We start from the raw sequence: 19,568 nt of genomic DNA on the forward strand, positions 1-19,568 counted from the left end.
TAAAACTTGCAATCCTCATTACTCAGGGAGGTAATTTCTTCTCTTTTGACCTGTGGTAAATTAATGTTTTCATTTTTGCCATAGGACGCATACGAGGTGGTGCAGAGCGCCGCCGCAAAGATAACTGTCAGAAATAGCACTAAAACTCTCTTCACTTGAATTTCCTCCCCATGTAAACGGAAAACACATATTTTTCAGGAATAAATATGTGCACATCCTTTAAATAGGGATATATTCAATATAATTCCAAACAAATCCTTTTGGAACATTATGTAATTTTGTCAAAGATTGTTGAATTGTATGATTCACCAACAACAAGGTATTTTCATTGTTAGGTATTCCCTCATCACGGAGGGGATAGGCTTTTTCATTTTCCCAATCTTTATATTTTTTAATAGCATTTAACCATCATCAGAAAGCTAACAGGAAATATATACAATATTAAACTTGTTCGCCAACATAACCAGCCGTCTTCCCCGGTGGCCAATATCATGGCAAGCCCGGCAACCCGGATCGTGTATAAAAATGCATGCCATGCATTTTTATTTGATGTGTCCAGTTGTTTATTCAGTCTAAAAAAATTATAATTGCCACAGAGGTAAATTTTTGTAATTTTTAATTTAACAGCCGGCGGGGGGTAATAATTTTGGGTGTTGCTGTATGCGGCGGCGCTAATTTACAGTGCAGTTTCGGTGTGGCGCCGTCTTCGCTTATGATATTGCCAAAGAACAGGGTAATGACCACCATGCCTTATGCCAACATTATGGATAACATACCCTTTGTCAACATACTGCCCTTCGGGATGTGCAGCTCTATTGCCAACCCGGCGGTGGCCTCGGCCACGGCCGCGGCGCTTGGAGTGTTGACACCCATGCCCTGCACTCCGGTTATACCGGCGCCGTGGGTGCCCGGCTGCCCCACCGTCCTTGTGGCAAATATGCCGGCGCTTAATAACTCTTCAAAGCTAATGTGCGCATATGGAGGGGTAATACAAATTATTAGTCCGGGACAGTTTAAAACAATGATACCTTGAGATATTTTTTCACAGGGTTCTGAACCATGTAATATTTTTTCTCTCATTATAAAAAGAAAAGGCCTGATAATATGAACACTCCTATAAATGAGCCTGGGGAATGAGCCCGGAAGATGTCTCCCGGACTCATTTCCCAGGTCAATAATCCCGCCCCGCCCCACTCGGCTTATCAATCTCCCGGCAGCAGGCCGGCAGGCCTGGCCCGCTCCACGTCGCTCAGTTCCCTGCCCGTCAGCTTCAAACCAGGGATTACCGGTAGGGATATTCAGCATTTTCCCGCGAAACATGCTGGACAAGGGGGGTGGGGAAAATTTCCTCCACTCTCATCCCGAAATATTTGGCGATGGCCACCATCAATTCGTCGGAAGGCCGCTTTACACGGCCCTTTTCTATGGCGATAATGGTCTGCCTGGTGGTATATATGGCTCCGGCCAGTTTCTCCTGGGATATGTCACTGGCTCTTCTAATTTCTCTCAGTCTGTTCTCCATTATTTTACCGCACCTCCGGTTATTATTGTAAAGCATGTTTTCCAATTAGCAAAGCATGTTTTTATTTACTTTTAGTAAATTTTTCTTTCTTTTTTGCACTCCATGCTTTACAATAAGGAAAACATGTTTTACATAGGAGGATTGAATCGTGAAATACTCCCTCAGCAAACTGCTCATAAAGTTAAGGGCCGAGGAACCGCTGCGTAAGGCGGCGGCCAGGATCGGCATCAGCCACACGTACCTCAATATGCTGGAAAAAGGCATTGATCCCAGAAGCGGAAATGCCGTCAAGCCAACCGCCGGAACCTTGCAAAAACTGTCCGGGGCCTATAACTATCCCTACGTTAAGCTTATGGAGGCCGCAGGCTACCTGGACAGCGGCTCTTCCGGGGCTAATGCAAAGACACCGCCGGTGGAGCTGGAAAAAATTATAAGGGAATCAAATGTCATGCTCGACGGAATGCTGCTGGACGACGGGGACAAGGAGGATATTTTACAGTTTGTTAAAATAGCCATGAGAGCCATAAAAAAGGAAAAAGGTTAAACTGTCGGCCGGCGGAGTAATAACTGTTGCCATTTAACTAAGCAATTGACAGACCTTTCATTTATATTTAAATTAATAGAAACGATAACTTTTGGGATTTTAATTATATTTCTTGATGGTAAGTGAGGTAGCCATGGAAATCCGCCAGCTCAAATCCTTTGTAACCGTGGCCAGGGTGGGCAGCTTTACCAAAGCCGCCGAAATGCTGGACTACGCCCAGTCCACCATAACCGCCCAGGTGCAGTCCCTGGAAGAAGAACTGGACAACAGGCTGTTCGAACGCCTGGGCAGGAAAGTGGTGCTGACAAGGGAAGGGGAAAAGCTGCTTGCCTATGCCGACCAGATTCTCAAACTGTCCGCGGAGGCCAGGGAGGTGCTTTCCGGCTCCGCCGCGCCCCGGGGCGCCCTTTCCATCGGCGCGCCGGAATCCCTTTGCGTGTACCGGCTGCCCGGCCTGCTTCATAAATACCGCAAAATGTACCCCGCGGTGGAAATAACCCTTAAAATCGGCACCTGCGCTGATTTTATCCAATGGCTTAGAAGCAACGAAATTGACGTTGCATTATTCCTGGAAAAGAAAATGAACATACAGGACTTAATAGCCAGACCCCTTATTTACGAACCCATGGCCGTTCTTGCCGGGTCCGGCCACCCACTTGCCCGAAAGGAACAGATTGGGCTTTATGACCTGCAGGGGGAGTATCTTATACTCTCGGAAAGAGGCTGCAGTTACCGCTCGGCCTTTGAAGACATGCTGAACAAGGCCGGTGTGCGGCCCTCCTCCTCACTGGAGTTCGGCAGCGTGGAGGCTATCAAAAAATGCGTCATCAGCGGCCTGGGAATAACCCTGCTGCCCAGGGTGGCGGTGGAAGCGGAAGTAGCGGAGGGACAGCTTGTGGACCTTAACTGGTCCGGCCCGGATTTCAACATGACCACCCAGATCGTATACCACAAGGACAAATGGATTTCTCCGGCACTGCAGGCCCTGCTGGACCTGGCCGGAGAGACGATTAAATAACCCTTCGTTCCCAGGGCGAACGAAAAGGTTTACGGCATACCTGGATAATTTAGAGGAGGGAAATTTTGAAATTAACCCTTTGCACCGTTCAGTTCCACCGCGGCAGCGGCAATCCGGAAATAAATATTGAAAAAATGTCCGGGCTGCTGGAGAACATCGGCAGTCCCGCGGATATAATACTTCTTCCCGAAGGCTGGCTGGGTCCGCAGATACTGGAGCACCGGCATTACATGCTGATGCTGGAAGAGCTGAAAAAGTTACTGCCCCCGGGCGCGCTGCTGGTATCAGGCGCCCATTATGTGCGCTGCCGGGAAGGGGTCATTTCCACCGGGGCCTTTTTGAACGGTGCTGAAACAACCCATTATGACAAAATATTCCCCTCCCACGCCATCGGGGAGAGGAATATCATCCTGCCCGGCACCCGGCAGCCCCTCTTTGTCCACCGGGGAATTACCGTGGCCGCGGTGGTCTGCGTGGACCTTTTTTATCCGGAAATTGTCCGCCGCCTGGCATTAAGGGGAGCAGCCGTTATTTTCAACCCCGCCAACATCCCCGCAGTCCGCATGGGCCTCTGGCATAATATAGGCATCACCAGGGCAGCCGAAAACACCGTGTTTCTGGCCATGGCCAACAATACCGGCACCCGCTACCCGGATGGCCGGGAAGTGAAGGGCAAAAGCTTTATCGCCGGGCCGGAGGGCGCCTTCTTCCGGGATTGCGGCGACCTGCCGGGGGTTTATTTTACGGAAATTGACTTGCAGTTGATTGAAAAGGCCCGGGAACGCTGGAAATATCTTGCGGATGTGCAAAGCCTTCACAGGTGATCCTGCCCCCTATTCCCTTCACCCGGAAAAGGGCTCCCCAGGGCGCCGGGGAGTCATCCTGAAGGCCGTCCAAAAACAAATATGGCCCCAAAGGCCAGGATGGGCTATTTATATAAACCTTCCACCACATCATTGTAATTTGCCAATATAACCCTTTTTTTCGGTTTGAGGGTGGGGGTGAGTTCCCCGGTTTCTTCCGTAAAGCGCCTGGTGATTACGGCATATTTTTTTACCGTTTCATATTCCTCCAGCCTGCGGTTGACCCGGGCCACTTCTTTATCCAGCATCTCCCGCAGAATACCCCGGGAAACGAAATCCTCGCCCACCTGTACGCAAATTTCCGCCCCGGCGATGTTTGAATAAACCAGCTTGCTTTTGTCGAAAGATATATTTTCCCTTTGATACAACTCGATAAAATAGTTAAAATTAGGCACCAGAAGGACGCCGATATATTTCCTGTCATCCCCCACCACAAACGCCTGCTCCACGCAGCTGCTGGTGGCGAACAGCTTTTCAATCTTGGCGGGGGCCACATTCTTCCCGGTGTTGAGGACAATAATGGCCTTTTTGCGGTCCACTATCTTCAGATAGCCGTCCCGGTCGATTTCCCCCACATCCCCGGTTTTAAACCAGCCATCGGGGGTAAACGCCCCGGCGGTCTCTTCCGGTTTGTTCAGATAGCCTGCGAACAATCCCGCGCCGCCGGTGATGTATTCCCCGTCTTCCCCCAGCCTTGCGGTTGACCCCGCCACCACAGGACCGACTTTTCCAGGCTTGATCCCGTTGAGGGGTGTTAAGTTGCAGGCGTTGCAGGTCTCGGTAAGACCGTAACCCTCAAGCACCCTTACGCCCATTATATAAAAGAATGTGGCCAGCTCCGCGGATATGCCGGCTCCGGCGGAAAAGGACTGTTTGAAGCGGCTGCCGAAAAGGGCCCTGACCCTGGCGAAGACCCTGTCCGCCAGGGCGTACCGGAAGCGCAGCAGCGGGGGCAGTTTTTCCGCCACGTTAAAATCATGGGCCATATTGATACGGCCATGATCGTCGGTGCGGTATTCCAGCACCTTCCTCCCCACTGCCAGCGCCCGGTTAAATATAAATTTTTTGACCGGGTTTTGGGACATCTGCTCCCGGATGGTTATGTATATCCGCTCGTAAAGGCGGGGCACGCAATTGAACCAGGTGGGATTGTACTTCTGAAGATCCTGCAGAATGGTTGAAGGTTTGTCCCCGTATGCTATGCAGGCCCCGGTGAATATAGCCAGCATCTGGCCGGAACCCCGGTCAAATATGTGGGAAAGCGGCAAAAAGGAAAGGCAGACATCCTCCCGGGTTATGCTTACACCCATTTGGGGGAAATTTTCAAGAACACCCATCACCCTGGAGGAAAAGCTCCGGTGAGTCAAAATTACCCCTTTTCCCGTGCCGGTGGTGCCAGAAGTGTAAATAATGCTGGCCCAGTGTTCAAGGGATACCCCCAGGCGCCTGCCGGTGTACTGCCGGTGAAGGGATTCCGCACCCTTCCGGCCCAATTCCGCCAGTTCGCCCAGGCCCATTATTTTCTCTCCGTCGCCCTTGTAGCCCATTTCCAGCACGATAATTTTTTCCAGGGTGGGCATGTCGCCCAGCCCGGGTAAAATTCTGGCCAGTATATCCCCGTTTCCCGCAAAAAGGTACCGGCAGCCGGAATCATTAATTATGTAGGAAGCCTCATTAAGAGATAATGTAGGGTATATAGTCACCGTAACGCAACCGCAGTTAATTACCGCCAGGTCGGCCTGGGTCCAGTAGGGGCTGTTGGCAGCCATGATTGCGGCTCTCTCCTGCTTTTCCAAACCCAGGGACAGTAGGCCGCGGGCTATGCTTTCCACCCTCTCCAGCATCTCCCCGTAAGTAAAGCAGCCGTTGTTGTCCTTATATAATTCATTGTTGAAGAGCTGAGCCCGCCGGTTTGAATATTTTTCCGCGGTAGAGTAAAAACCCTGGCATATTGTGGGCAATGCGCTATTATCCATACCCAATCCCTTCCCGTGCTAATTATTCAGCTGGACCGCCAACCGTATTGGAAGAATAGTCGCTGCAATTGGTAATATTGGAAATAATTCGACATAATTCCCAACATTCCTTTCGATTCGTAATTTCCGAATCGGATATTATTGCTTATAACATTCCATGGAAACGATTCATGCCCTCTTCTTTATAACACGCCAGCCGGATAGGGTATTGGTTATTGACAAGGGAAAAGACCGGGGATAAACTCAAAAAGACCGGGGCTGTGCCGCCGGCTTTTAAGAAGGGTGAATTATATGACTGACTTTACCGGTTTTATATGCTACACATTAAAGGTAACCATGAAAAAGCTGGAAAAACATCTGGCCAGGGAACTGGACAAATACGGTGTTAATTTCGGGCAGTCCCTGATATTATTCAGCCTGCTGGAAAAGGACGGAATAACCCTATCCGAAATAGGCAGCCGGGCCAGAATTGAAAACTCATCCCTGACCACAATGGTGGACAGGCTGGAAAAGGAGCTGCTGGTGGAAAGAAGGCCGGACAGCCAGGACAGGAGAATAATAAGGGTATTCCTCACAGACAGGGGTCGCGGGCTGGCCCGGGAAGTGCTGGACGCCGGAGAGAGATTCAATCAATACCTGGAAGACCGGCTGGGGCAAAACGGCAACAACCTGGTTAAAGGGTTAAATACCATAGCAGACAGCATAGATTGATTGATATTAGTTTACCAATAATTATTTATTTTCCAGCCAATCCCACACGTAACCCGCTATTTCCTCCCAACCGGGCTCTCCTATCACCCAGTGGGCGTGATTTGCAAATTCCCTGTAGGTGGAAACCGCCCTGTATTTTTCCGCCACCCTTTTAACCACCGGGGCCGGCGTTATCCTGTCTTCGGAACCGGACACCACCAGCACCGGACATTTTATTTTATCCCCATCAACCCTGGAGGCCCTGTGCACGTCCAGAAACCACAATCCAATCTGCAGGGCTGCCAGACCTGATTCGTAAACCATCCTCTCATAGGCCGCCCTGCGCTCATGGGCGTTCATTTTGTGCATTACCGCGTACTCGGCGGTATCATATGAAAAGCGGAATGACTTTCTCCAGAACCTACCCCTGGACATCACCCCGATAAAACTCTTCAACACCGAATATTTAATAGACGGAATACCGTAGGGAGCAGCGGGCGCCAAAAGCACCAGGGACTCCCCCAATCCCCTGGCGCCCAGAATTTGCGCCAGCAGGCCGCCCATGGAGTGACCCATAATAATGGGCCTGCCCCCCAGCTTATTGATTTCCTTCTCCAAATCCCCGGCATAATCCAACAAACTGGTGCTTCCCAGATCCGGGTCGGGATTATCCCGGGGGTCCATGCCGTGGTAGCGCAGGGTCGGGGTTAGGCACCGGTAACCCTTCGCCTCAAAATATTTTTTGTAGTTTTCCCAGCACCAATCCCCGCACATCATGCCGTGAATCATAAAAATGGTATCTGTCATGCCATCACTCCGCTCCAGTGCGACAGGGGACGGTTCTCAAGTGTCGCAAAAATTAATTTTTAAGAGTATATGGACATAAGTTTAACGCTATTTAAATTTAAATTGCTTTCAATTTTCTTTGATATACCTTAAATCTAAGATATAGTATATTTAATATAGACCTGATTTTCAATATGCTTTCGGAGGTTTTCCATGTCTTTAAAACATCTTATCCTGGGGTGCCTCATGGACCGGCCGGCCTACGGGTACGAGATGCTGAAATCGCTGTACCGGGATTTCTTCGCGCTTTCACCGGAGGTGAACGACGGCCAATTATATACCGTACTGGCCAGGATGGAAAAAGACGGCCTTATAACAAAGGAGATTGTTTATCAGGACAAGGCCCCCAGCAAAAAGTTAATTCATATTACCCCCAAAGGGCGGGAGGAATTCAATGACTGGCTGCTGTCCGGCGACGGGGAAAATGAGCCGGTGCGGTTTGATTTCTTTAACAAATATGAGTTTCTAAATAAATGCAACTTTTTTAACCATGCTTCTCCCGAGACTGCCCGGGAGAAGCTGGAAAAGCAGATTGAGCACATGGAAAACAAACTTTTAAGTTTACAAAGGGCACGGCTAAGCATGGTGCAGAAAAAGGTCCCGCCCTTCAGGATTAAAATACTGGACTACGGATTGGAAATTCAAAGGGTAAAAATTCAATGGTTAAAAGATATGCTGGGAATGTTTGGAGGTCGTTGATTTGAGTGTTTTAAAAACAGGTACTCATAATGGAGTAATTTACGCCGGAACCACAGTGGAATTGTTCGGCTCCCGGCTGGACATTTTTGTTTATCTGCTGGAAGGGCTGGTGGTGGATACCGGTCCCAGCCGGTTCGCCGGAGAATATACGGGTTTTTTCCAGTCACAGCGTATAAGCCGGGCGGCGCTGACACATTTTCACGAGGATCATAGCGGCAACGCCCCCTGGCTGTGTAATCACGGGATTCCGGTGCATATAAATCCGTCCGCCCTGGGGATCTGCCGAAAAAAAGCCGGTCTTCCGCTATACAGGCATTTTTTCTGGGGAAAAAGAGAGCCTTTCTCACCCCGCCCCCTGGATTCAACAATAGAAACCGAAAGAAAAAGTTTGCAGGTGCTAAAAGTTCCCGGTCATTCCTTTGACCATGTGGCCCTGTATGATCCTGAAGAAGGAGCGGTCTTTACCGGGGATCTGGTTGTTACCCCCAAAACCAGGATAATTATGAGGCCCGAAAATATTCATCAGATAATGGATTCCCTGCGGGTTTTGCTGCGGCATGATTTCCGCACGGTATATTGCGGGCACGCGGGAGTGCTTGAAAATGGCAGAAAAGTAGTGGAAATGAAGCTGGAGCATCTGGAGAATCTAACGGATGAAGTGCTGGAACTGCGCCGTAAAGGCTGGAGCATCAAGGCCATAAACAAAAAGATATTTCCCAAAAGGGCTCCCCTTACTTACATTTCCCTTAACGAATGGGCTTCAATACATATAATCAGATCTATTATAAAAGATACTTTACAGTTGTAACATCTTCTATAAAAAGATTCATTTGCATCAGCAAGGGTAACAAATTAACCGGAAACCATGGTCATAAAAGCTGTTCCTCCGACACTCCCAGTCCTTGATATGGCACATAGGGACGGCCGGCGCTTCAAGGCTGAAGCCTTCCAATAATGCCTGGGTGCGGTGCAAAAAATCGGGTTGATTCAGTTATCTATCTCTTTTCCTTATATAATTTCCCCAAAAATATTTCATAACGCAGGCAGAAATTGCGAAACAAATAATGCGTTCAAACGTCAAATCAATAGAAAAATATTAGCCTTTCACCTCATGATGTATAGGATATATACATAAGCACAAAAGGGGCTGTGCGAATGACACGAATTAAAAATACATTGATGATCCTGCTCATAATTACCGCCATGCTTTCTATGTATGGTACTCCGGTGCTTGCTGCGGATAAGCCGCAAGGCAAAACCGGCATACCGATAAAGACCTTGGTATCGGTTGATGGCAACCAAATGACCCTGCAAGCGTATACCATTGGCGGCAGCAAATATTTTAAGCTGCGCGACATAGCAATGGCACTCAGCAAAACAAGAAAGCATTTTGATGTTTCCTTTAACGAGACGAGTAATGAAATAAACATCCTTGCAAACTCTACCTATTCGGAAATGGGCTGTGAGCCGGTTCCGTCGGAAGATATGGAAAGCCGGACGGCGTCTCTTTCTACATCAAAGATCTATTTAAATAGCCGCCCCTATGAATCGGGATGTACAACGTACAACATTGATGACAACAACTGCTTTAGGCTGCCCGACCTCGCTGAAGCCCTGGACTTCTATATTGCTCCCGGTACCGCAAATACTATTGAAATCGACACCTCAGCCGGATATTCGGTTACAGGAAATAAAATCTATTATTCGGATGATACACCGCTGGCGGTCAACCCTAAAGCCGGCGTGAAGTCCTCCCTCACCGCAGATCTGGATGGGGACGGCAAAAACGAAACTATCGAGTTAGTCGCATCGGAGTATGCAACAAGAAAGTGGACGCTTGTCTACAAAGATGGCAATTCGGAAGCCTCCGTTTCAGTTTTCAAAGGAAACGAATACGGATTTGGAACCTCCATTACGGCAGGGCATATCATCAGTGAGGATTCGGTCGACTTCCTGATCACGTCCTATCTGATGAGCATGCCGTTTGGAGGCAACGCCTATGAGCTTTACAGCTTTCAGAATGAAGCCTTTACAAGAATTGATGTCACGGGGATCACGGACGGGACTGAATTCGATGTTAGCGTGGACGAAAGCAATAAAACCGCGAAGCTCATGGCAAACGGCTCCGAAAAGACGGTCAGGTTATGCGATATGGCGTTATCCGATTATAAACTGTACGAAAAGGAATTCTGCCAGGACTTCTTTATCGAAATGAAGCTTCAAAGCGTCCTTGGCTGCGCTTTGCCCGAGCTTGCCACAACGGAAGTGATCGCCGCCGTGCTGCCGAACGATTTGACTTATCTGCACACCACATACCGCTATGTTGACGGTGTCTGGAAAGTTCAAAGCGTGGAATTCTACGATTTTGGCGAGGCTACAACCCCATATCAGTTGTCAAAGAACTAACCATATTATACCGGGAAAGCCAAATAAGGAACAAATGTTTCCTGGAAAAGTATGCCCGCCTTTCATCCCCACCCTTCACTCTCGCTTCGCGAGTAAGGAAGGCTCAGAATGGGGACTTCCCGGCGGGAAAGTTAAATGATTGATATGGTATTGACAGGCCTCCCATACCCCCCATCAATCCGGTTACGTCCCGTTGCCGATACTGCTTAAAGAATGCTATAATTTCTACCGAATTAAATATCAACAGGTATATAAGCCGCAAATAAAAACACTTCCCGGCGGCTTTTTTATTTTATCAAAGGCGCAGGTCAATAAATTGATATAATATGTATGGCAGGTGGGATAGCATGAATATTAACTGGACGGGCATTAACATAAAAACTGACGGCGGGATCAACACATATGCCGGATTAAAGACTTCGGGAGCGGATTTAAATTTGCAGCCGGGCCAGGTCTGCCAGGGAAAGGTTTTGGGCCAGGCGGGGGAAGACCTTTACATGGTGCGGGTGGACGGCAAGAACACCCTTATCCAGTCGCCTTACCGGATGGAAACCAATTCCACCATCACTTTCCAGGTGGAGGGACAAAGGGACGGCCAATACATGGTGAGGCTGTATCACGGGCAGGAAGGCCAGGACGTTCTTATACAAAGCATATTGAAGCAAATGGATTTAAAAGACAGCCCCCTGTTGAGGGAGCTGATAAAGGGATTCGTGACCCAGGAGCTGCCGTTGAAGCCCGAATTGCTGAAGCAGGCGGAGCGCCTGGCGCAAAAGCTGGGGGGAAACACCCCGGAAAATATACATATTGCCATCATGTCCCTGAAAGCGGGGATAACGGAACAGCCCGGGGTTATGGACGCGTTAAGACTGTATCTGTCCAGCCTGGGGAAAATGGCCCGGGGCAGTGAATACCAGTTGTCCGTATTGCTGGAGAAACTGGGAGACGTGCCGGCGATTAATGGGGAATCAGCCCGGAACGGCACGGGAAGCGACGTGACAACGGCCGCGCGGAACTCTTCAAAGCCCGTATCCCTGACACCGGAAGGAACAAATATATTCAACCAGCTGCGGGATATGCTGCGGGCTGTGGTACTTAAACCAGGTGAGGGACCGGAAACAGTTGCCGCACAGCTTAAAAATCTTATATCCGCGCAGTTACCCCGGATTTCTCCGGAGGAGGCCGGGCCCCCCGGAGAAACAAATATATTAAATCAATTGCGGGACATATTGCAGTCCGTAGCCCGGAAACCGGGCGGGGAACCGGAAACGGCCGCCGTTCAGCTTAATAATCCCACCTCCGGGCGACTTGCCGGGATTTCCCCGGAGGAAACCGGGACACCTGAAGGAACAAAAATATTCAATCAGTTGCGGGACATATTGCAGTCTTTAGCCCTGAAGCCCGGTAAGGAACCGGCAACGGCGGAGGAACCGGGCAATAACACCACTCCCCAGCGGCTTGCCGGAATTTCCCCGGGAGAAAGCCGGGCCGTATTCTCCGGGATTGAAGAAATAATACGGCAAACAGGCATTGCGGATACTCCACTGAACCGGGCCATTGTCCGGGGGTTAATATCCCGGGAAATACCGGTTAAAACAGAACTGCCGCAGCAGGCTGAGAATATGGTCCCGGTACAGGGTCAGAACAAAACCGAAAATACGGACACTGGGCAGGCAATGCTTCAAAAATTACCGGCACAGGAATCCGGCGGCAACACCCGGGCATTCAATTCTCTTGCACCGGGAAGCGGCCCGGCAGCCGGGGAGCTTGCCCTTAAGCTTTCGGCATTCCTGCAAAATCTTTCCGGGTTATTGGATTCACCGGAGGAAGCGGTTCCCCGGCCTGATTCCGGCAATCTTCCGGAAATCAAGCTTTCCCCGGAAGGAGAAGAGCTTTTCCGCCGGCTGTTTGATTTTCTTCAGACAGCCACACGCCCCGGGAATATCATACCTGGAAAGCCAGGTGAAAATGCGGATATACCGGCGGCAGTAAAGCTGCTTACAAATGCCCTGGCAAATGGCATCCCGGCCTTGGAGGGAGAAAAAGGCCTGCTTTCAAACGCGCCGGCACAGAATCAGGCGTCCGGCACCGTTAACCGCCCCGGCCCGTCCGCCGGCGACGGGGATATTAATCCGTCCGCGCAGCCATTACCGGGCAAAGAACATATACCGGACACGGCTTCAATAAAAAGCCGGGGCTTCAGCGAACTCCTGGAAGGATTCAGCCAACTGCTTCAAGAGGTACGCAAAGCCGCCCGGGAAGCCGGAAACCCTCCCCAACTCCAGAGCCTTTTACAGGAAGGCGCCATGATAGAGCGGCAGATGGCCGGCCACCAGATTTACCAGAGCTTTGTCCGTGAATACAACCAGCAGAATTACCTTTATTTCAACATACCCTTCGTTCAGAACGGTGACTCGGAAAACTGGGGACAACTGAGAATTATCAGGGAAGGTGGCGGAGGCAAGGCCATCGACCCCGAAAATTTCGGGGTGGCGCTGTTTTTAAACACCGACAACCTGGGTACTTTGCTGGTGGAATTGAAGGTGCGGGAAAAGGATGTAACGGCCAGCGGCAGGGTTGCGGACGACTGGGTTGCCGGGCTTCTAACCGGGGCCTGGCCCCGGCTGCAGGAGGCGCTGGCGGGCGCCGGCTACCGGCTGCACCCGTGCCGCTGGAGAGTGGGTCCGGTCAAGGAGGATTTACGCCCTGTCTTCACCGGACAGCCGGAAACAGCCTATCCGCCCCTTAGACTCCAATCGCTGGATGTAACAATATAGTTACATCCAGACGGCGCCGGTGCAATAATGAAACAGAATGTTCCCCCACATACATGCGGGCTTTGGGAGCTTTAATTAATATAAGTGAGCCTTGGGTTCGGAAGGGGTAACCTTTTGAAGCAGGAAGAAAAGAATATCAAAAAGGCTGTGGCCCTGCATTTCGATGAAAATGTGGACAATGCCCCCCGGGTGGTGGCCTCGGGCAAGGGGGACATGGCCGGGCGCATACTGGAACTGGCCAGGGCAAACAACGTTCCCGTCCACAAGGACCCGACCCTGGTGAACATGCTTTCATATGTGGACGTGGGCTCGGAAATTCCTCCGGAACTGTACGGCATCGTGGCGGAAGTTCTGGTTTTTGTATACAGCCTGGATAAAAACGCAAAAAAGGCCTAATAAGTCTTATCATCCTTTCTAAAAGTCAGTCTAATGCCACAAAGGAGGATTACAGTATTTGAACATCCACGAATTACACAGACAATACCTTCAGCACCCGGAACATCCCGCACTAAAGTTCCACGACAAAACCATCACCTACGGCGAGCTGGAGCATAACGTTGAACAATTTGCCAGATATCTGAAACACCGGGGCCTCCGGGAGGGAGAAAGGGTTGCCCTGGCCATGCCCAACTGCCCGGAATTCATATACTCATATCTGGGTATAACCAGGGCGGGTGGCACCGTGGTGCCGCTCAACCTTCTCCAGGCGCCCCAGGAATTATTTTTTATCGTCAAGGATTCCGGAGCGCGATTTTTAATCACCATACCTGCCATCGGGCAGCTGTTGAGTAAATTTCCGGCTCTGCCCCTGGAAGCGCTGGTTATTGACGAGAATTTACTTAAAGATGTATTTTCAGCGCCCCCGGCGGAGTTTCCCGCCAGGGACAGCGAATCCATCGCCACCTTTTTATATACCTCAGGCACCACCGGACATCCCAAGGCAGCCATGCTAAGCCACGCCAACCTGCTGGCGGACGCCAGGTACATGGACGACGCCTCGGACTTTGGCCGGGACGACAACTTCCTGGCGGTACTGCCCATGTTTCATAGCTTCGGCTGGACTGTCTGCGTTCTTTTTCCCCTGTACCTGGGCTGCACCATAACCATACTGGACAACTTCAAACCCAAGGAAATGGCGGAAATACTGGCTACCGGGGGTATAACCGTGTTTTGCGGCGTACCCAGCATGTTCACGGTGCTGCTGAAGCTCCGCCAGAAAGTAACCTTCCCTACCCTTAAATATGCCATATCCGGCGGGGACTCCATCCCCGGGGCGGTTATCCGGGCCGCCGAGGAAACCTGGAATTTCCCCATCGTGGAAGGCTACGGACTATCCGAAGCCTCTCCGGTGGTGTGCCTGAACCCGCTAAAAGGGGTCCGCAAGATTAAGTCCATCGGCATACCCCTACCGGGAGTGGAAGTAAAAATACTGGATGAAAACCACCGGGAACTGCCCCCGGGTGAAATTGGGGAACTGGTGGTCAGGGGCGGCAATGTGATGAAGGGATATTACAACCGCCCGGAGGAAACCGCCGAAGCCCTGCAGGGCGGCTGGCTGCACACCGGAGACCTGGCCCACATGGATCAGGACGGCTATTTCTATATTGCCGGACGCAAGAAGGAGCTTATCATTACCGCGGGATTCAATGTATATCCCAGGGAGGTGGAGGAGGCGCTGGTCCTGCACCCCTCGGTGGCGGAGGCCGCCGTAATAGGAGTTTCCCACCCGGTTAAGGGAGAAGTGGTGAAAGCGTATATTGTTCCCGGGGAAGGATATACCCCCAACAAACAGGAGCTGTTCCAGTTTTTAAAGGAAAGGCTGGCAGGCTATAAAATACCGGAGGAATATGTTTTCACCCCGGACCTTCCCAGGGGAACCGGGGGCAAAATACTCAAGCGTCTGCTAAGCCAGGGTTTGAATGATCAAGCATAGCGTTAATAATAAATTATAGGGAAACAACTTATTACAATGATTCATACAATGTTACGAGAGAACAACATAAGGAAGTTTTCGATGAGTAATATTGTCAAAGAACTGGAACTTTTGTTTGCCTCGGATGTATTCCAGTCGTTGATTAGTTCGGACGTAATCAAACTGAATCAGTTGAATGCCGCCATTGCCGTATTGATAAAGCTGGGCATCCCCTTTGATCTGGCCTTCTCCCCGGGCACCAGGAGGCTTGCCGCGGCCCTTGAATTAGATATTTTCATCAACCCCACAACCACCGTGAATTTTGTTATCAACCTGGAAGCCGGCCCGAGTATATTCGGATAAGGCATAATTACCCGGGAAAATAGTCCACTGTTCTTCGGCAGCACACCGGCCCGGGGATAAAAACCCCTTATGATGCCAATGGAAAGTATTTCGGTTTAAAATACATTAAATGGCTGACAGCCCGGCCGGAGCGGCCGGGCTGTCAAACAGGTGAAAATGGAACAAAACCACGGCTATTTAAAACATTTAAAACTCTTTGGCGCATTTTACCTTGTTGTGCTGCTCTCTTACCTCACCCTTGGCAGGTTCACAGATAACCGGCATATCCTGGAACTGGTCACCGGCCAGATAGCCCTTATTGGAGTACTGCTGCTGTTATTTAAAGTAACCCCGGGGGGAGCGGCTGCTGCTCTTGCAAGGATGGGATTATATAAAACACTGTTATTTATTGCCGGAGGATTTGTCCTTGGCGCTATTAACAGGTATTACCTGGAATACGCGGCAAAACAGGGGTTCGCCGTTCAGCCCGGGGACAACCAGTTAAAAATAAACAGCTTTGACGCCCGGGGCATTGATTTTGTCCTGCTGGTGGCTGTAATAACAGTTACCGCGCCGTTGCTGGAGGAGTTAATCTTCCGGTTTGCGGCGCTGGGCAGGGTTCACAGGCTGATAAACGCATCTAATTTAAGCATAGGCCGGAAAGGAGCGCTCTCGGCGGCCCTGGTTTTTGTTGTTTCAATCCTCTTCGCCCTGGCCCACGCCCCCTCCCCCGCCACCCTGGCGGTATATTTCTTTTCCAGCGTTATTTACAGCCTGTCCTATCTTAAATACGGACTTCCCGCCGCGGTGCTGCTGCATTCAGCCGGCAACGCGTTCTCCCTTCTAATAGCCTCATTATAACAACCGGCCTTCTGTATAATAAGGACATTAATATAACCTTGTCAGGAAAGTTGAGATATTTAGAAATGTATGCTTTAATGAGTTTTATAAGCTAAATATCGAATTAACTGAAGATGATGTCTCCTGGACGAGGTGGTACGGCCTCTCCCGGCCAGCCGGCCGGGCTTCACGGGCACTTTTATCCCGGGCGTTGCCGGAAACCCGGCAATCGGGGCCGGAGGCCGTTTGCAGAACCATACCCGCCGCCGGGGAGTAGCTAATCGCAAAAATGGAATGGAGTGCTATAAAATTGAATGTCCTTGTGGAATTTGAGCCTGTGGGCCGGCGGCTGGAGGCAGCAGTGGGACAAACTGTGCTGGCGGCGGCGCAGGGCATATTGGATACCGAATCCGGCGGCGTAATCGCTCCTTGCGGCGGGAAGGGCCTGTGCGGCCGCTGCAAGATCCGCCTGGAAGAGGGAGAACTGTCACCGCCCAATGAGAATGAAATTAAACTGCTGGGAAAGGATGACATAGACAGGGGATACCGCCTGGCGTGCCAGGCTATCCTACTGGGACCCGCAAAAATAGAAATACCCCGGGAAACTCTTACAGGCCGCCAAAACTTACAAGTGGACGGCATGGCAATAACCGTTACTCCCGACCCCGCTGTCAAACGATATACCGTACCCCTTAAAACCACCTCCGTCGCCTATCCCTATTCAACCCTGCAGCAAGTGCAATTATTTTTAAAAAATATTTGCCCCGGAACCGGACTGGGCATAGACTCCGGTCTGCTAAGCAAGGTTGACGCCATGGCGGAGGAAGGCTCCCTCAACATCACCATTCGCGGCGCCGAAGTAATCAACGCCTTCAAAGCCCCTGGCGGCTCCGGGCCGCTGGGCTACGCGGTGGACCTCGGCACCACCAAAATAGCGGGGTTTCTGGTGGATCTGGAAACCGGTTCAACCCTGGAGGCCGATGGTATTTTAAACCCGCAGATAATATACGGCGAGGATGTGATCAGCCGTCTGGTTTATGCCCTGGAGGGCGAGGAGCAATATGACCGTATAACCAGGGTGCTGAGGGAAGGGCTGGACAGCCTTCTGCAAACCCTCTGCCAAAAGGCCGGCGTTTCGCCGGAATATGTGGAAGAGGCGGTTATAGCAGGCAATACCGCCATGCATCATCTTTTATTAAAACTGCCGGTGCGGCAACTGGCCACGGCTCCTTACGTGCCGGCCGCAACACTGCCGCTGGAGATTAAATCCCGGGAGCTGGGTTTATCCATGGCCACAGGCTCGGTGTCCCTCCTTATGCCGGGCATTGCCGGATTTGTGGGAGGAGACCACGTGGCCATGATATTAAGCAGCCGCATTCATGAGGCGCCCGGGGTAACACTGGGCCTGGATATCGGCACAAACACGGAAATAGTGCTGGCCGTGAACGGGGAGCTGCTTTGCTGCTCCTGCGCCTCCGGCCCGGCCTTTGAAGGCGCTCATATACAGCAGGGAATGAGAGCGGTGGAAGGCGCCGTCAGTAAGGTAAAACTTATCGACAGGGGCCGCCGGGTCCACTACGAGACCATCGGCCACAAACCGCCCATGGGCATCTGCGGCTCCGGAATTTTAGACGCGACCGCGGAGTTGTACAGGGAAGGAATAGTAAGTTACAATGGCCGGCTGGATAAAGGCCATCCCCGGGTCAGGTTAAACCCGGGAAGAAAAGTCAGCGAATTTATCCTTGTGCCGTCCGGAGAGGACGGAGCCGGGCAGGACATAGTAATTACCCAGAAGGATATTAGCGAAATACAGCTGGCAAAGGCTGCAATGGCCGCCGGAACAAAAATTCTGCTTAAAGAGGCCGGCCTTAAAGAAGAGAATATAGAAAGAGTTATTGTAGCCGGCTCATTTGGTACGCATCTTCTGCTGGACAGCGCCAAAGCCATAGGAATGCTGCCCGCTATACCGGACGAGCGTTTTCAGCAGGTGGGCAACGCGGCGGGCAGCGGCGCCAGAATGGCATTAATATCCTTATCCGCCAGAAAGAAAGCTGAAGAAATTGCCGGAAAAATAAAGTACATTGAGCTTGCGGCCATGCCGGAATTCGGCGACACCTATATAAATGAAATGAGCTTCCCTCATATATAACGGTGCTCCGCTTTTAAAGCGGTCCTTTAGGCAATACCGTCCGCCAGGCGGTATATTCTCTTTAACCGCTCCAGGCTTTTATAGCCGGTAAGGCCGCAGGACGAGGCCAGGATCAGTTTGCAGTTTCTTTTTATATTGTCAATATACTGTTCCACCTCCGGCGGGTCGGCGTCCTCCGGGCCGGGTCCCATCAGCCACCCGGATTTTATCCCGGAGAGTATGATAACATCTTCAGGAAGCCTGAGGCTGAGTTCATGAAGATCAACGGCTTCAGGCTCCAGGGAGAAAACGGAAAACCCCTCTTCCAGCAGGGGAGTTATTACCGGCCAAACATTGCCGTCCGAATGAAAGCCCATAACCCTGCCGTTTTTTACGGCGCTTATTATTTCCCTGTAAAAAGGTATAAGAATGTTTACAAACTGAACCGGTGAAAAATATAAACCTTTGTTGTAGGCTATGTCGTCGCACAGAATCAGCAGGTCCGCCCCGGCTTTAGCGGCCTCTTCCATCTCCCGGGCCGCCAATTGGGATTCCTTTTCCAGGTGTTCTTTTAAAAGGTCTACTTTTTTGAACCATTTAATGACCTCTATAAATCCGTGCTCCCTGACGGCACGTTCAAATGGCCCGTCAACGGTTACCCCGCAAGCCAGGTTGAATTCATGGGCCTTACCGACAATCCGGCCCATTTTTTCCGAATCAACAGGCAGGTTTTGAATAGGGCTGGTAAAGCTAAAAAAGCAAATATCGGCGCCGATATTGATGCTGAAGTCTATCAGCGAATCCTGGGACTGCCCCAAACCCAATACCTCCAGTGTTTCAGCGGAAATCCACAATTCACCCCGGGGAATTTTATTTTTCATTTTTAGCAACAGATTATTTGTGCCTGTAAATATCATTTATATTTACCCCTTATATAGCTCTCCATAATATGTTCTACCCCTGCGCGGGGATCCCTCTAAGCCCGGACCCCGGCAAAAACGGCTT

At 50.7% G+C, this 19,568-nt stretch carries 18 protein-coding genes; 14 read left to right on the forward strand and 4 right to left on the reverse strand.

All coding sequences use genetic code 11. The features are described 5' to 3' along the window. Nucleotides 1-646 precede the first annotated feature (646 nt). Nucleotides 647-1,033 (forward strand): DUF4280 domain-containing protein, encoded by a 387-nt coding sequence (locus DCCM_RS02495; protein ID WP_104370889.1) that lies wholly within the window; start codon nucleotides 647-649, stop codon nucleotides 1,031-1,033. A gap of 249 nt (nucleotides 1,034-1,282) precedes the next feature. Here DCCM_RS02495 and DCCM_RS02500 read toward each other — a convergent pair whose 3' ends face one another. Further along, nucleotides 1,283-1,522, reverse strand: a complete 240-nt coding sequence (locus tag DCCM_RS02500; protein WP_104370890.1) for a helix-turn-helix transcriptional regulator — start codon at nucleotides 1,520-1,522, stop codon at nucleotides 1,283-1,285. A 148-nt stretch (nucleotides 1,523-1,670) separates the two neighbouring features. Between DCCM_RS02500 and DCCM_RS02505 the strand changes: the two genes are divergently transcribed. The 3 genes from DCCM_RS02505 (at nucleotide 1,671) to DCCM_RS02515 (ending at nucleotide 3,908) form a co-directional block, all read left to right on the forward strand. Then, nucleotides 1,671-2,066: a helix-turn-helix domain-containing protein gene (locus DCCM_RS02505; RefSeq protein ID WP_104370891.1), complete on the forward strand. Its 396-nt coding sequence runs from the start codon at nucleotides 1,671-1,673 to the stop codon at nucleotides 2,064-2,066. Between the two features lie 115 nt (nucleotides 2,067-2,181). Further along, the gene (locus DCCM_RS02510) at nucleotides 2,182-3,084 is read left to right on the forward strand and encodes a LysR family transcriptional regulator (RefSeq protein WP_307718791.1); all 903 of its coding nucleotides are present in this window, start codon (nucleotides 2,182-2,184) and stop codon (nucleotides 3,082-3,084) included. A gap of 65 nt (nucleotides 3,085-3,149) precedes the next feature. Then, nucleotides 3,150-3,908 (forward strand): carbon-nitrogen hydrolase family protein, encoded by a 759-nt coding sequence (locus DCCM_RS02515; protein WP_104370893.1) that lies wholly within the window; start codon nucleotides 3,150-3,152, stop codon nucleotides 3,906-3,908. A 104-nt stretch (nucleotides 3,909-4,012) separates the two neighbouring features. Here the strand turns inward: DCCM_RS02515 and DCCM_RS02520 are convergent, their stop codons facing one another. Next, the gene (locus DCCM_RS02520) at nucleotides 4,013-5,923 is read right to left on the reverse strand and encodes an AMP-dependent synthetase/ligase (protein WP_104370894.1); all 1,911 of its coding nucleotides are present in this window, start codon (nucleotides 5,921-5,923) and stop codon (nucleotides 4,013-4,015) included. Nucleotides 5,924-6,214: 291 nt separating this feature from the next. Here DCCM_RS02520 and DCCM_RS02525 point away from each other — a divergent pair, with 291 nt between their 5' ends. Next, on the forward strand, nucleotides 6,215-6,634 hold the full coding sequence (locus DCCM_RS02525; RefSeq protein ID WP_104370895.1) for a MarR family winged helix-turn-helix transcriptional regulator: 420 nt from the start codon (nucleotides 6,215-6,217) through the stop codon (nucleotides 6,632-6,634). A gap of 21 nt (nucleotides 6,635-6,655) precedes the next feature. On the opposite strand, the gene DCCM_RS02530 is transcribed toward DCCM_RS02525, so the two are convergent. Then, nucleotides 6,656-7,420, reverse strand: coding sequence for an alpha/beta hydrolase (locus DCCM_RS02530; RefSeq protein ID WP_104370896.1), 765 nt, complete (start codon nucleotides 7,418-7,420; stop codon nucleotides 6,656-6,658). A 192-nt stretch (nucleotides 7,421-7,612) separates the two neighbouring features. Between DCCM_RS02530 and DCCM_RS02535 the strand changes: the two genes are divergently transcribed. The 9 genes from DCCM_RS02535 to DCCM_RS02575 all read left to right on the forward strand — a co-directional run bounded on the left by DCCM_RS02535 (nucleotide 7,613) and on the right by DCCM_RS02575 (nucleotide 18,584). Further along, the gene (locus DCCM_RS02535) at nucleotides 7,613-8,158 is read left to right on the forward strand and encodes a PadR family transcriptional regulator (RefSeq protein ID WP_104370897.1); all 546 of its coding nucleotides are present in this window, start codon (nucleotides 7,613-7,615) and stop codon (nucleotides 8,156-8,158) included. 1 nt (nucleotide 8,159) lies between these two features. Then, complete coding sequence (locus DCCM_RS02540) at nucleotides 8,160-8,966, forward strand: MBL fold metallo-hydrolase (RefSeq protein ID WP_165791991.1); 807 nt, start codon at nucleotides 8,160-8,162, stop codon at nucleotides 8,964-8,966. Nucleotides 8,967-9,313: 347 nt separating this feature from the next. Next, nucleotides 9,314-10,564, forward strand: coding sequence for a hypothetical protein (locus DCCM_RS02545; protein ID WP_104370899.1), 1,251 nt, complete (start codon nucleotides 9,314-9,316; stop codon nucleotides 10,562-10,564). 347 nt (nucleotides 10,565-10,911) lie between these two features. After that, complete coding sequence (locus tag DCCM_RS02550) at nucleotides 10,912-13,341, forward strand: hypothetical protein (RefSeq protein WP_104370900.1); 2,430 nt, start codon at nucleotides 10,912-10,914, stop codon at nucleotides 13,339-13,341. Between the two features lie 114 nt (nucleotides 13,342-13,455). Then, the gene (locus DCCM_RS02555; RefSeq protein WP_104370901.1) at nucleotides 13,456-13,737 is read left to right on the forward strand and encodes an EscU/YscU/HrcU family type III secretion system export apparatus switch protein; all 282 of its coding nucleotides are present in this window, start codon (nucleotides 13,456-13,458) and stop codon (nucleotides 13,735-13,737) included. A gap of 58 nt (nucleotides 13,738-13,795) precedes the next feature. Further along, nucleotides 13,796-15,274 (forward strand): long-chain-fatty-acid--CoA ligase, encoded by a 1,479-nt coding sequence (locus DCCM_RS02560; RefSeq protein ID WP_104370902.1) that lies wholly within the window; start codon nucleotides 13,796-13,798, stop codon nucleotides 15,272-15,274. Between the two features lie 81 nt (nucleotides 15,275-15,355). After that, nucleotides 15,356-15,616 carry a hypothetical protein gene (locus tag DCCM_RS02565; protein ID WP_104370903.1) on the forward strand — a complete coding sequence of 87 codons (261 nt, stop codon included), beginning with the start codon at nucleotides 15,356-15,358 and terminating at the stop codon, nucleotides 15,614-15,616. Nucleotides 15,617-15,772: 156 nt separating this feature from the next. Continuing rightward, nucleotides 15,773-16,456, forward strand: a complete 684-nt coding sequence (locus tag DCCM_RS02570) for a CPBP family intramembrane glutamic endopeptidase (protein ID WP_231702624.1) — start codon at nucleotides 15,773-15,775, stop codon at nucleotides 16,454-16,456. Nucleotides 16,457-16,745: 289 nt separating this feature from the next. Next, entirely contained in the window at nucleotides 16,746-18,584 is a 1,839-nt protein-coding gene (locus DCCM_RS02575) for an ASKHA domain-containing protein (protein ID WP_104370905.1), read from the forward strand. A 26-nt stretch (nucleotides 18,585-18,610) separates the two neighbouring features. Here DCCM_RS02575 and DCCM_RS02580 read toward each other — a convergent pair whose 3' ends face one another. Beyond that, nucleotides 18,611-19,480: a uroporphyrinogen decarboxylase family protein gene (locus DCCM_RS02580; protein ID WP_104370906.1), complete on the reverse strand. Its 870-nt coding sequence runs from the start codon at nucleotides 19,478-19,480 to the stop codon at nucleotides 18,611-18,613. Between the last annotated feature and the right edge of the window lie 88 nt (nucleotides 19,481-19,568).

It is taken from the genome of Desulfocucumis palustris (assembly GCF_002933875.1).
In the GTDB taxonomy this organism is placed as follows: domain Bacteria; phylum Bacillota; class Desulfotomaculia; order Desulfotomaculales; family Desulfocucumaceae; genus Desulfocucumis; species Desulfocucumis palustris.